Source organism: Gracilinema caldarium (assembly GCF_029265695.1).
Taxonomy (GTDB): domain Bacteria; phylum Spirochaetota; class Spirochaetia; order Treponematales; family Breznakiellaceae; genus Gracilinema; species Gracilinema caldarium_A.
The window spans coordinates 18363-32070 of record NZ_JAJUHW010000022.1; the positions used below are offsets into that span (position 1 = coordinate 18363).

General features: G+C 46.1%; 10 protein-coding genes. 1 reads left to right on the plus strand and 9 read right to left on the minus strand.

Annotated elements, in window-relative coordinates:
* Positions 1-76 precede the first annotated feature (76 nt).
* The 9 genes from Q7P68_RS08450 to Q7P68_RS08490 all read right to left on the minus strand — a co-directional run bounded on the left by Q7P68_RS08450 (position 77) and on the right by Q7P68_RS08490 (position 10989).
* Entirely contained in the window at positions 77-1063 is a 987-nt protein-coding gene (locus Q7P68_RS08450) for a substrate-binding domain-containing protein (RefSeq protein ID WP_304224758.1), read from the minus strand.
* Positions 1060-2850, minus strand: coding sequence for a sensor histidine kinase (locus tag Q7P68_RS08455; protein ID WP_304224759.1), 1791 nt, complete (start codon positions 2848-2850; stop codon positions 1060-1062). The genes Q7P68_RS08450 and Q7P68_RS08455 overlap by 4 nt, the downstream gene beginning before the upstream one ends.
* Positions 2843-4474: a response regulator gene (locus Q7P68_RS08460; RefSeq protein WP_304224761.1), complete on the minus strand. Its 1632-nt coding sequence runs from the start codon at positions 4472-4474 to the stop codon at positions 2843-2845. Before Q7P68_RS08460 ends, Q7P68_RS08455 begins: the two co-directional genes overlap by 8 nt.
* A 22-nt stretch (positions 4475-4496) precedes the next feature.
* Positions 4497-5771, minus strand: coding sequence for an ArsB/NhaD family transporter (locus Q7P68_RS08465; protein ID WP_304224763.1), 1275 nt, complete (start codon positions 5769-5771; stop codon positions 4497-4499).
* Positions 5772-6029: 258 nt separating this feature from the next.
* Positions 6030-6725, minus strand: a complete 696-nt coding sequence (locus Q7P68_RS08470; protein ID WP_304224765.1) for an L-threonylcarbamoyladenylate synthase — start codon at positions 6723-6725, stop codon at positions 6030-6032.
* Positions 6726-6767: 42 nt separating this feature from the next.
* Complete coding sequence (locus tag Q7P68_RS08475; protein ID WP_304224767.1) at positions 6768-7832, minus strand: extracellular solute-binding protein; 1065 nt, start codon at positions 7830-7832, stop codon at positions 6768-6770.
* A gap of 225 nt (positions 7833-8057) precedes the next feature.
* On the minus strand, positions 8058-8906 hold the full coding sequence (locus tag Q7P68_RS08480) for an ABC transporter permease (RefSeq protein ID WP_304224768.1): 849 nt from the start codon (positions 8904-8906) through the stop codon (positions 8058-8060).
* A complete protein-coding gene (locus tag Q7P68_RS08485) occupies positions 8903-9853 on the minus strand; it encodes an ABC transporter permease (protein ID WP_304224770.1) in 951 nt (316 codons plus the stop codon). The genes Q7P68_RS08480 and Q7P68_RS08485 overlap by 4 nt, the downstream gene beginning before the upstream one ends.
* On the minus strand, positions 9850-10989 hold the full coding sequence (locus Q7P68_RS08490) for an ABC transporter ATP-binding protein (RefSeq protein WP_304224772.1): 1140 nt from the start codon (positions 10987-10989) through the stop codon (positions 9850-9852). The genes Q7P68_RS08485 and Q7P68_RS08490 overlap by 4 nt, the downstream gene beginning before the upstream one ends.
* Before the next feature lie 231 nt (positions 10990-11220).
* Between Q7P68_RS08490 and Q7P68_RS08495 the strand changes: the two genes are divergently transcribed.
* Positions 11221-13476 carry an HD domain-containing phosphohydrolase gene (locus Q7P68_RS08495; protein ID WP_304224774.1) on the plus strand — a complete coding sequence of 752 codons (2256 nt, stop codon included), beginning with the start codon at positions 11221-11223 and terminating at the stop codon, positions 13474-13476.
* The last annotated feature ends 232 nt before the right edge of the window (positions 13477-13708 follow it).

Consider the following 13708-nt stretch of genomic DNA (forward strand, 5'->3'; position numbering starts at 1 on the left):
TGTTACACCTCATATTGATTATTGAAGGGAGTTACAGTATCGTACATTCATGATTCTATGAAGAATGGTTAAAATTCTATTCAATGAAAGGAAACAGGAGTTTCTGGTTTTCCGGAAGGTACATATTGTTCGGGGTAATAAGAACAGACCCCGTATCGATAAATCGATCTTGCTTTATTTTATTAACCGCCGCAATGGCTGCTTTAACCGCGAGGTAACCCATATTAAATGGTTTTTGAATAACCGTAGCTTGTAGAACCCCTCGCTCCATAAATTGTATTTCCGAAAGAGAGTTATCGAAACCGAAAAGTTTGACCTGTCCCGCCATTCCTGCTTGTTCGATTGCCTGAGCTGCTCCAATGACGGAGATTTCATTCATTGCCAGAATAGCTGCTAAATCTTTGTGCTTTGTTATAAGATCTGTGGTGATAGCAAAAGCCCGTTCTTGGAAATTATCGGTAAACCAGGTTCCGAGAATTGGGTTCTTGTTCTCCTTTTCAAATACCATTCGTACACCTTGTTCTCGCTCCATTGCTGTCGTTGCCCCAGGAACATGGTTGATAATGGCAACTGGTTTTCCCGGTTTAAGAATCCCACTTGCATAGGAAGCTAGTTTTTCTGCTGCCTCTATACTATTGGTCGCTACAAAGGTAACCGGGATATCGCTGTTAACCCCCGAATCCAAGGTAACTACCGGAATTCCCATGTCATGGGCGTCCTGCACTAAGGGTACTAGTTTGTTATAATCGGTGGCGGAAAGTATAATCACCTTTGGCTTATTTTTAAGTACCTGGCGCATTATTGTTATTTGACCTTCTATATCGCTTTCGACCCAAGGACCGGTTATTTCGAGCTCTACCCCGTTCTCTGTAGCAGCAACTTGCATGCCGCTTTTAACGACCTGCCAAAATTCCATGTTTGTGTCTATGGTCTTTAGAATCACCGATATGGTTAACTTTTTGGACGGGGTAGGGTTCCCGGTTACGAATAAAATAAGAAGACTGCCAAAGATCAGAATGAAAACCAAAATCGCTGGTACTATAAGGGCTGTCATGTGTTTCATTCTTCTATATCTCCTTGAATAGCCGGAAGTCGTATTTTAACCGTCGTTCCTACATCCTCAGCGCTTTCGAAAGAAAGTCCGAAGGATTGGCCAAAGTACAGCTTTATACGTTCATCAACATTATGGACTCCAAGACCGCTATGTAGCAGGTTCGGATCCTGTGGTATATCTGTTTTTGTCCCAGCAAGTCGTCCCTGAAGTGTTCGAAGGGTTGCCTCACTCATACCTACTCCATCATCTTGGACAAAAAGTTCTAAACCACCTTCGTGTTGGCGGCCACCGATAATAACAAGACCCGGACCTTCCTTGTTTTTTATACCGTGATAAATAGCGTTTTCTACCAAGGGCTGCAAAATTATTTTTACGGTTTTATAAGATTTAAGATTTTCGGGAACCTCAATCCGGTAATCCAGCCGATCTTTGTACCGGATCTTTTGAATGGTTAGATAGTTTCGGACATGTTCAATTTCGGACCCAATGTCAATGATTTCTTTGCCCTTGCTAATGCTGAGCCTAAATAGACGGGCAAGGGATGAACTCATGGAGATTACTTCCTGTTGTTTTCCACCCTCGGCCATCCAGATTATTGAGTCTAGTGTATTGTACAAAAAATGGGGGTTTATCTGCATTTGGAGAGCCTTAAGTTCACTTTTACGTTTCAGTTCTTGTTGTTCCGTAATTCGGCGCAGAAGTTTTTCTATTTCTGAAACCATAATGTTAAAATCCCGACCAAGTTCTCCAATTTCGTTTGAACTTTTGATTTCGGATCGGACACTGAAATTCCCCTGTTCAACCTGCCGCATGGAATTTCTAAGCTCCCGTATTGGTTTTGCGATTCGTTGGGCCAGAATAATTGACAAGAGTATAGAAATAGAAAAAAATGCTAAACCCCAAGATGCATAGGTTTGTCTGATTTTATCCCTATTTTCCACCAGTTCGTCACGATAGTTTACACCAATTACTTTCCAGCCAATGACCGGCATTGTTTCGACACTATAAAATTTATCAGCTTCCACGTTGTCGGCGGCAAAATAGTTTTGCGAACTTTTAACTATCTGTTGAATGTTCTCTTTTTTTAAATTCCCGTACACTAGCTGCTGCTGCGGGTGGTATACGATTTCGCCGTTTTTATCAATAATAAACACATATCCTCGTTTCCCTAATTTAATGGAGCTGCAAATACGATTGATTACATCATAGTTCAAGTCAACAAGAAGTACTCCAATAGTTTCGTTTGTGTTAATTTTGTAAATAAGTCGGGATAGAGAAATGACCCAGCGGTACCGATCCTGAACAATATTCTGTACATGACTTGATGAAATAATGCTCCCACCCTGAGCTTGTACGGCAGCAGTAAACCAGGGCTGATCCTGTGGAAGTCTATAGGGATTTTGTTTAAAACTACTGTCGTGGAACAAAGATTGATTCGAAAAATCAAAGACCGCAACAAGAGAAATATCTTTTCTGCTACGTATAAAAGTTTTCATGACCTCCTGTGCCCGCTTCCCGAGATGGTGTCTTGTTTTTGTTTGATTAGCTTGAAGGAATTCCTGTATGTCTTTGTCGGACTGAACAAAGGTTGAAATTCCGTTCATATAATCAATATAAGCAGAAATATTATTGGATATCTGGCGGATAAGTTGTTGGGTGTACTGCTGGGAAGAAAGGCGAGCTGTTTCTTCAGTAACTGAAAACGAAATGACAATTGCAGCCACGATGATGGAAACAGAGACCATTGAAAAGGCAATAGCCATGGTAACTTGAATGCTGTGATGTCTTTTAGTCATATTCACTCCGGTACTCACTTGGACTTTTGCCGGTTAATTTCTTAAAAATTATACTAAAATAATGAGCGTCCAGGTAACCGACCCGTTCAGCAATCTCATATGTTTTCATTGTTGTAGTTCGCAGGAGGTTCTTTGCCTTGTCAATTCGAATTTCTGTAAGCAATTCCAGAAAGGTTTTGCCCGTATAGGTTTTAATAATTGCGCTGAAATAACTGGTGCTAATGAAAAGATCTTTGCAGAGGGTTTGGATTGAAAGGTTACTCTCTGGATAATTTTTTTTGATGTAAGCAAGGGCTTCCCGAACTTTTTGTTCCGCAAAATTAATTTGGCGGGCTTTTACAATAGCAATACAGCTCTCTGCTACGGCGCCGCACCAGTTTCGCAATTCGTCCAATGTTTTTAGCCGGGAAAGCTCTATAAATGGGTTTGAAACCCTATCAAAAAGTTCTTTTTCATTAATTTCAAGTTCATCTAGGGTAATGACTATGATCGCCGCAATACGTTCAATAAGTGCTTCATACTGTTCAAGGGAAATGTGTTTTTGTTTAATATCAGCAATCATACAGTCAATAGTTTCATACACCTTTGGCATCTGTGCGGTTTTAATCGCGTTACCGATAGCTTTTGGCCAATCTTGTAGTGTTTCTCCATTATTATCGATTCGTTTACCAAGTTCTCGGTAGGTAATGATCCCCTGTTTCCCCTGTAAGCGACCAATCTGCAGGGCTTCAAGAGTGTCCCGGTAGGACTTGGGGAGTAAATGCAGGTCTGCTACTGGTTCCCCAATGCCAATTCCTAAAGGTGGAAGGTCTAGGCCTCCTATCTGTCGCTGGATGTCTTCTGCAATTCTTAGATTTTCTTGAAATAAAATTTGTTTTTCAGGTGCCCATGACAGAAGCACAAGACGGTTTTCTTCGTCGCTAAAAACTTCCCAACCCTCCGTGGGTGTAGCTTCAGGTCGATGTATTGTAAGATTATGAATAATAATATTTCTAATCCTCAGTATGTCTATATCAAAACCTTCGCCGCCATGATGCCTAATAAAATCAAAGACCATACAATGAAGCGCCATGGGTGGGACCTGTAGTGAAACCCCAAAATACTTGAAGCGCTCTTGGGTTTCCTCCTCGCTTGCAGAACCGCTCAAGAGCCGATTAAAAAAGCGTTCTTTTATAAGGGGGAGATTTTCAGCAAGTTGTTTTTTAATCCGTTCAAGATCTTGTTCAGCTTCTCGTTCATGATCCAAAACAGTTTTTAATTTAGCAAGGGTGGCCTTAAATTCTGTAGGTGTAATTGGTTTTACAATATAATCGTGTACCTGAAGCTGCAGGGCTTTGCGGGCATATTCAAAATCGTCATAACCTGAAATGATAAGAACTTTGGTACGTGGGGAACGATCAAGAACGAGCTCGCTCAGTACGAGCCCGTCCATAAAGGGCATATTGATATCTGTTATCAGCACATCCGGGGAATTCTGTTCCACCCATTCAAGGGCTTCCTTCCCATTTGTGAAGGCTCCTGCGAAAGTAAAGCCAAGGCTTTCCCATGGTATGGTATCACGAATTCCTTCGCGAATTTCCGGTTCATCATCGACTATAACGAATGAATATAGGTGGCCGCTCATTACCCTTATTGTACGTTATCTTTTATCTCCAGACAAACCAAATAAAGAGACTTGCAGCGCCGGTTGTGAGGAGCGTGAACGGAAGGCCTATCTTGAGCCAGTCGCTGAATTTCATGGGGTATCCTTCCTTTTTAAGGATTCCCACTGACACCACGTTCGCGGAAGCTCCAAAGGGGGTAAGGTTGCCTCCCAAACAGGAGCCGATGAGTAAAGCAAACATGTACAGTTCTGGCTTGAGCGAAAGGGCTGCAGCTAAAGATTTTGCGACCGGAAGCATGACCACGATATAGGGCACATTGTCTACAAAGCCGGAAATAACGATAGAAACTACAACAATAACGAAAAAGCCAAGGAGCACATTGGACCCAATAAATTGTTGGAGTACCGCGGCGAAGGCTTCCAGGAGTCCAACCTTAGCTACCGCACCAACGACAATGAAGATACCGATGAGGAACAGCACCGTATCCCAGTCAAGTTCTTTGACCATAGAAAGGGTAACTTCTCGGCTTTCATGGCGAACGAGCCGATACCACAGGATTCCGACCAGTGCAAGGACCATAACAATGAGCCCTGCGGTAAGGGATACTCCCGAATGGAGCCAAGATGCCAGCGCGAGGCCTGCAATCATAAGGATAAGTAATATGGTGGGAAAGTAAGACTTTATTTCTTCTCGTTCAATCTCTACTTTTCCGGTTCCAGCTTTTTTAAAGAATGCATAGAAGAAGACCGCACCTGCTAACATTCCGACCTGTACGGCAAAGAATATAGAAAGCTTACCCTGGTAAATAAAGAAATCGTTAAAGCCATATTTAGCAAAGTCTGCGAAGATCATAGAAGGCGGATCCCCTACAAGCGTAGCGGTTCCCTGAAGATTTGCCATGACGGCAAGACCCACCATGAACATAGTAGGATTCATTTTTAGTTTTTTGCTCAGTGCAAGGGCTATCGGTGTCATTACAAGAACGGTTGCAACATTTTCCACGAAAGCGGAAATAAAGCCGGTCATCATGAGAATTGCTACGATTGCTAAGCCAACACTGGGAGAGCTATCGATAATGTTATCGGCAATACGGGCGGGCATTCGGGAATAAATAAAAAGTTCAGCAATGATGAGACTGCCGATAAAAATCATAAGAATATTCCAGTTCACCATGGTGGTCATAGCTTCCTGGAAACCAACAACTCCTAAAAGCATCATGACGATTGCGGTCCCAAGGGTAATGTATGATTTAACGTTGGGAAACAGAATAATGCCCACATACATGAGCACCGTTAAGGCAAGAACGATCCACTGCATCTAATTTTTCCTCCTCGTTGTTTTGGGACATAAAAAAAGACCTTTCGCGTCAAACCTTGCGGCATAAACAGGCAAGGGTCCTACGCGAAAGGTCTTGTTTCCCCGGTGGCCCGGAGCCGCGGTACCAGGCGGGTCGAAGGATCCCTCTCGAATCCTACACGCCGCCGGCTGTTGGTTGCCGCGAGTGCAACTACTCCCCTTTCAACAAAATGAACGATACTCCGCTGAATATGTTTCGTCAAGCAGGGCCGCGGCATTTCACACCGGCCATGGCCCGGCTCCGGGCCGCAGCAGTATAATGTCACCCTGGGTAAAATCGAGCACCGTAGAATAGAGGCGGGGCAATTCCTCGCCGGAATCAAGCACCAGATCCAGACCGGGAATGTCTTCCAGTTCCCAGCCCCCTTCGAACAAATCTTCTTCCGGAATAGGCGGAAGCTCCGCGGTGTTCGAGCCTGTTTCATCGGGTAAAGGCTCTGTAAAACCAAGATTATCTGATTCCGATCCTGCGGCGAGCATAGATCTTTTAGCGGTAATGGAGTAGAGCGGTTCATTGAGTACCCGAATAACCGCAGGTGCTACCGGATGGGCGGGTATACGGACTCCTACCTCATTGCGCCGTATTTCCAGGGCTTTTTCGGTTCCCAGGAGTGCTTTTAATATAAAGACATAGGGTCCGGGGGTAAGTTTTTTGATGAGCCTGAATTGGCTGTTATTAAGGGAGCAGTAGTCTCCGATTTGAGATATGCTGTTGCAAAGCAGGGTAAAATGCCGTTCGTCCCGTTCGCCGGAAAGGCGGCGCAGTTTTTTTAAGCCCTGCCGGGAGGAAAGGGCGCAGGTAATGACCCAGCTCGTATCGGTTGGAAAGGCAACAAGGCCCCCCTCCGAAAGCAGCCGGGCGCTCCGTTCCAGGATACGGTCATCAATATTTTCTGGTACAATGTAGGAAATCATATTGATGAGAGTATATCCTGAAACGGCAAAAAACGTTAGGGCCTATTCGCCGACCCGGATGTCCTGCCAAGCCTGGTTGTATAACTCAAGCTTGTCTCCCAGGTCTTCCTTAAGTTCTGTGTTGGCCAGGTCTTCCGCCTTATAGTAGGGGGTAACCTTCTGCAGCGCCCGGGCAGGAATGTTAGCGGTGGCAGGGAAACCAAAGGTATCGCAGAATTCGGCATAAATCTCCGGCCGGTGGATAAAGTCGATAAACTTAAGGGCTAAATCGTAGTTTTTCGAGTCCTTCAGGATACACATACTGTCGATATAGGCTGGGCCCCCTTCTTTAGGAATAAAGAAAGCCACATCTTTCTTCTGGTCTTCCTGAAGCTCTGCGTATACTACTTCTGCGTAGCCCTGGACGACCCAGAATTCACCGGCAGCAAAGCCCTTACCAAAAGCTTCGGCGTCAAACTTAACGAGATTAGGTTTCCACTGGTTGTTTATAAGATCCCGGGCTTTCTGAACCTGGGCAGGATCGGTGGTATTGACTGAATAGCCCAGGTATACCAGGGCGTCTCCCATTACTTCCCTCATATCGTCCAGCATGGTCATCTTGCCCTTTAAGTCCTTGCGGCCGAAAATGGACCAGCTCTTTTCAAACTGGGGGACCTTGGCGGTGTTCACCGCAATGCCAGCGGCGCCAAAATAATAGGGAACACTATATTCCATGTCACTGTCGTAGGTCGCTTTTTTTAGAACCAGCGGATCAATGTTGCCAAGGTTCTTCAGTTTGGATTTATCAATCTTAGCCAGCATTCCCTCTTTTTTCATTATAGAAACATAGTCTCCAGAGGGGAACACAATGTCGTAGCCCGTGCCGCCAGCCTTGAGTTTAGCGAACATTTCTTCGTTGGAGGCGAAAGAGTCATAGACAACCTTTACATTATATTCTTTTTCAAATTTCTGGATGACCGAATCGGGGGTGTAATAGGTCCAGTTGTAGATATAGAGCTTTTTGCTCCCATCAGCTTCGGCAGCGCCGGAAGACTTTGAACAGCCAGCAATCATCAGACCCCCAGCCACCAGGGCTGCCGCTAAAACAGACCAGAGAAGTTTCTTCATCTTATTACTCTCCTGCAGAAATATTGATTTTTTGCTGGAAACGTAGAATCCATTCATCCCTTCCAGCCGCAGGATGTATGGATCCCGGTTTTGGGTGCCCACCGGATACACGGCGCCCGTGCCCCCTACGTTTTCACGCCGGGGAGGGTGCCCCTGATAAGGGCCCTGCTGATTTTATACAAAGTCTGGTTCAGCAGGGCAGCGGACAGCTACTTTTAAATTGGCTCATTTTGCAGCTATATATTTTAAGAAATTACGAAGTGAAAATGCCAGCACAACGGTTCCCAAAATCATGATAACCGAAAGGGCGTTGATAACCGGAGACACTCCAAAGCGGATTGCCGAATAGACATAGAGGGGCAGGGTTGTGGACCCGGGCCCGGACACGAAGAAGGTTATAACAAAGTCTTCCAGCGAAAGGGTTACCGCGGTGAGGAATCCGGAAACAATGCCTGGCATGCTCATGGGAATGATTACTTTAAGCAGGGTCTGCCGTTCATTGGCTCCAAGATCATGGGCGGCTTCGATAATTGAATAGTCAAATTCATCGAGCCGGGCCATAACCATGAGATACACAAAGGGCAGGTTAAAGGTTGTATGGGCAATGTAAATGGTAAAGAGTCCAAGCTTAAGTCCCACTCCGGCAAAGAAGATAAGGAGCGACACACCGATGATAATTTCGGGAAGTATCATCGGCAGAAAGGTTATGCCCTGAATGTATTTTTTAAGCTTGAAATCGTACCAGTTTACCCCGATAGCCCCAAGGGTTCCAATAACCGTGGCGGTGGCTGCTGACGCAAGAGCAATGAGCGCACTGTTGCCGAAGGCTCGCCATAGATCCTGGGAGCTAAAGAAGAGTTTTTCGTACCAGACCAGGGAAAAGCCGGTCCAGCCCATTCCCTTTGATGCATTAAATGAATACAGAATAAGCACAAACAGGGGAAGAAAGAGAAACACAGTTGTGGCGATGAACATTGTTTGGGAAAAGGAAAACCGTTTCCGGTAAGCCCTGCGGGCATGCCGGGAAGCTTCTCCGGTGGGTGTTCCCTTCCTAAAAGCAATAATACCGCTCATTGTGCACCTCCCGTGGCAGATCCCGTTCCTGCGGGGATCTCGGCAGCTGAATCAATTTCTTCCAGGGTGGTAATACTGCCAGACAGTTCGCTTTCTTTTTGCCGCTGGGCTTCCCGCTTTTGCAGGGCCATCATAATCATTACACCGGCGGTGGTAACCACGGTAATGACCATGGATATAGACGATGCCAGAGGCCAGTTCCGGGTTTTTGTGAGCTGGTCTGCAATAACGTTGCCGAGCATATAGGAGTCCTTTCCGCCGATAAGGAGGGGAACTGCATAGGCTCCAAAAATGGGAATGAAGGTAAAGAGTACGGCCGTAAAGATACCGCTGCGAATATTGGGCAGCAGTACCTTGGTCATGGACTGGAATTTGGTCGCGCCCAAGTCTCGAGCAGCTTCCAGCAGGGAGAAGTCAAACTTATCTATAGTAGAAAAGAGGGGCAGTATGGCATAGGGCAGGTACATGTATACAAGGACAAGGATGACCGCTTCCTGGTTATACAGGAACTGGATATAGTCCCGTACCAAGCCGAGCCGTTTAAGAATCTCATTCAAAAAGCCGTTGTTGCCAAGAATGGCGATCCAGGCGTATACCCGAATAAGAAAATTGGTCCAGAAAGGAATGATGACCAACAACAACAGGATAGTCTGGTTCTTGCTTTTTGCCATAAAGTAGCCGCAGGGAAGGGCCAGCAATATGGTAAAAACTGTTGCCACGATTGATGTAAGCAGCGTCCTGATGGTTATGGTAACAAAGTTCGGATTTGCCAGGGCGTGGTAGGCGGCAAGGGAAAATTCGTACTCCACACCGCCATAGAGCCCCTTTTTCATGAAACTGTAGGCTACGATAATAACCAGCGGAGCTGCAAAAAACAGGGTGAACCAGAGGGCTATCGGCCCCGCATAGAGGGGGCCGTAATTCCGTTTGGAAAGGGCCGGTTTCACGATTGCTTGACCTCAACGATATAGCCGTCGTCGGCGCTCCAGGAAATATACACCGAATCCTTCCATACTATATCAGGCCCTTCATCGGAATAATTTGAGTGCTGTTTCATGACCTTAAGCACCGTTTGTTCGGAGAGCCGGACATAGAATTTGGTCTGGAAGCCTGAATAAATCGGTTCATCCACAATGCCTTCGAAAAGGTTAATGTCGTTCCGTTTCAGGGTGGGCTTTTCGGTAGAAATGGCAATCTTTTCAGGCCTAATGGTAAAACTGACCTTCATCCCCGGCGCGACATTGTCTACCGTGGTGACCTTAATGCGTCCCAGTTCAGGAATATCCAGGGTAACCATGGTTTCCTGTTCAGATGCTTTGGGTTTTTCGACCGGTTCAACGGCAACAACCGTACCATCAAACAGGTTGGTTTCGCCGATAAAGCGGGCAACAAAGTCAGTCGCGGGGCTTTCGTAAATCTCGTGGGGGGTTCCCACCTGAAGCACATCACCCTGGCACATAACTGCGAGCCGATCCGATACTGAAAGGGCCTCCTGCTGGTCATGGGTTACATAAATAAAGGTAATGCCGATTTTGTCGTGAATTTTATCAAGCTCTATGAGCATGTGCTGACGGAGCTTCGCATCCAGAGCAGACAGGGGTTCGTCCAAAAGCAGCACTGAAGGTTCGTTAATCAGTGCGCGGGCTATGGCAACCCGTTGTTTCTGACCGCCGGAAAGCTGGCTCGGTTTCTTGTGGGCATGGTTCTCAAGCTCCACAAGCTTAAGGTAATCCATAACCTTTAATTTTATTTCCCTGTTGGGAACTTTTTTTATCCGGAGGGGAAAGGCTACATTTTCGAATATAGATAAATGCGGAAACAGCGCATAATTCTGAAACACCGTATTCGCATGCCGCATGTTTGGTGGAAGCGGGAGTACATCGACTCCGTCAAAGGTTACCAAACCAGTATCGGGGGTCTCAAATCCCGCGATAATCCGTAACAGGGTTGTTTTTCCACAACCCGATGGACCTAAGAGAGAAAAGAATTCTCCCTTTTTTATTTCCAGACATACGTCTTTTAGGGCTTTAAAGTCCCCGAAGGACTTGGAAACCCCCTCAATGATGACATCGCTCCCTTTCAATTACGGTCCTTCAACCTCCTCTGACCCTTACTTGAGTCTACAAAACCGATTTGCCCGCGGAACCCCGGATTCGCTTCGGTCGAATGAAAATACAAGCAAACAATGCGGTTTTTGACAGATATTGTCAATCCTTTTACGTCGATATGTAACTGGAATTTTATTGGATATAATGGAGATTTTTAAAAAATAACTCGACGATTTTCCAGATGTTTGGTATAATGGGCTTACCACATGATGATGCTCAACCTGATTCCTGCGCCCGCGTATGTAAAAAACCGTGAAGGTACATATATAGGCTGCAATAACGCATTTTTAAAACTCCTCGGCCGAACGCAAGATGAAGTGATCGATCACACCGATTATGATTTGTTCCCCCGGTCGGTAGCAGACAAGCTTTTGTATTTAGATAGCGATCTATTAAAAAACGGCGAGATGCAGCAGGTTGATGCAAAAATGGTGCATGCCGACGGCAGCTTCTTGTTTGTTAAGCTGCAACGGAATCTCCAGCCTGTAGAAAGTCAGGAAGATCTCTGTATTTCCGCTATTGTCATCGATATTACCCAGGAAATGATGCAGGAGCATCAGCGGTCCGCTTCCCTGGTAACCGCCGCGGCAGCGGAAATGGCGATTCAGACCATCGAAGGTATGCTCGATCCGGTCATTATTCTGAACGAACAGGGGATCGTTGAACGGGTTAACAAGGGATATATTGATGTGGTTAGCCCGGCAAAGAAAATTATTGGTAAAAATGTGGCCTGCCTTTTCCACGAAACCGATGAAGCGACCATAGTCCATCTTTTAGCCCGCTGCAACGAAGAGGGCCGTATCCGAAATTTAGAAACAAGATTAACCGACCACCAGGGAAAGGTACTGCCTGTTCTGGTTAATATATCCAAACTGCGGGATTCCCAGCGTGCAATAAACGGCTTTGTTGTTGCAATCCGGGACGTGTCTTCCTTAGTTGCCGCAAGCGAACAGCTCAGGGAAAAACAGCGTAAGCTGGATGCCCTGCTTAATGCATCAGACGATGCAATTATACTGCTGGACCGGCAGGGAACTATTAAGTCCTGCAACCGAGCCCTTTCTGAACGTTATAATGACTCTCTTGAATCGATAATCGGCAGGCGTTATACGGAGATTGCCCAGCCTACAGTCCAGGAGACTCAGCGGCACTTTATCAGCGAAATTTGCGAGAACCGCGAACCAAAACGGCTCGAATTTGAGCAGGATGGACGGGTCTATTATAACTCTGGCTACCCCATTTTTGATGATTCAGGCGAAGTAGAAGAGATTGCTGTTTTTTCATATGATATCACAGAACGGAAGCGGGGCGAACAGCTGCAGCGGGCCCTGTACAGCATTTCGGAAGCCGCATATTTTGCCAAGGATGTAAACAATCTTTTTACCATTGTTCATCGGATCTTAAGCAAATTGGTTGCGGTGGATAACCTTATTATTATCCTTAAAGATGCAGATTCGGGCTATCTTGAATGTCCCTATTTTCGCCTTGCTTCCTCGGATATGCTGGCTGATGAGACGAATGAACGGGCTTTTCATTCGGCCCTGGTTGAATATTTGTTGGAAAGAGGGCAAGCCCTATTGCTGAATCGGCAGGAATTGCAGCAGGTGGTTGCAGAAAAAGATCTCCCCTGTCCAGACCGGCTCCCTCGGCAATGGCTGGGTGTTCCCCTCCTGAACGGAGAGGGTACTAAGATCGGTGCTCTCGTTACTTACCGTTACCAGGATACCCATCTGTACGGCGAAGAGGACCGGAAAATTCTTAATTTTGTTTCATCCCAGATAGCCATGGCGATTGAACGGCGCCTCAACGAAGATGCCCTGCGGTCCAAAAACAGGCAGCTGCAGCTGCTTACCGATGGCATTATACTCTCCCTGGTAAGGTCCGTAGAAATTCGGGACCCCTATACCGCAGGGCATCAGCAGCGGGTATCCCTGTTGGCCCGCGAAATCGGGCGTAAATTGGGCTTAAGGGAAGAACGAATAGAGGCGGTGAGGATCGCTGCCCTGCTGCACGATGTGGGTAAAATCTCTGTGCCTACCGAGCTCCTCTCTAAACCGGGAAAACTTACCGAAATTGAACTTATGCTGATCCGCCAGCATCCGGTAGAGTCCTACAATATTTTACGGAATATCCAATTCCCCTATCCTATAGCTCAATATGTGCTGGAGCACCATGAAAAATATGATGGCTCAGGGTATCCTGCGGGCCTCAGGCAGGATGCTATCAGTCTAGAAGGACGCATTATCTGCGTTGCCGACGTGGTGGATGCCATTGCGTCCCACCGGCCCTATCGGCCGTCCCGCGGTATTGAGCAAGCCCTCTTTGAAATTAAAGAACATACCGGCTCTCTTTATGACCCAGATGTGGTTGCCGCATGCCTTGAACTTTTTAAGGAAGGATTTTCCTTTATCGAGTCCGAAAGCCTCCAGGTAAATCAGGTTACTCATCCCGTGCAGTCAAATTAGCCCAAGTTGCTCTAGCTTCTTCCTTCTGTAAGCAGCTCTCCCGCTTCATCAGGAATAAAGTGTATAGGTGATGAATTTGGCTTCTTAGGCAGTATGTCCGGTGGTTTTGGATCAAATGCCAATTTCAATGGGAATAGCTATCCGATATGGTTGCACCAGCATTGTGTATCGGGTTTGCTGTTAATTAGTTAAGGCACCCTCAATATGTTAACGAAGAGCAAATTTGACGCGC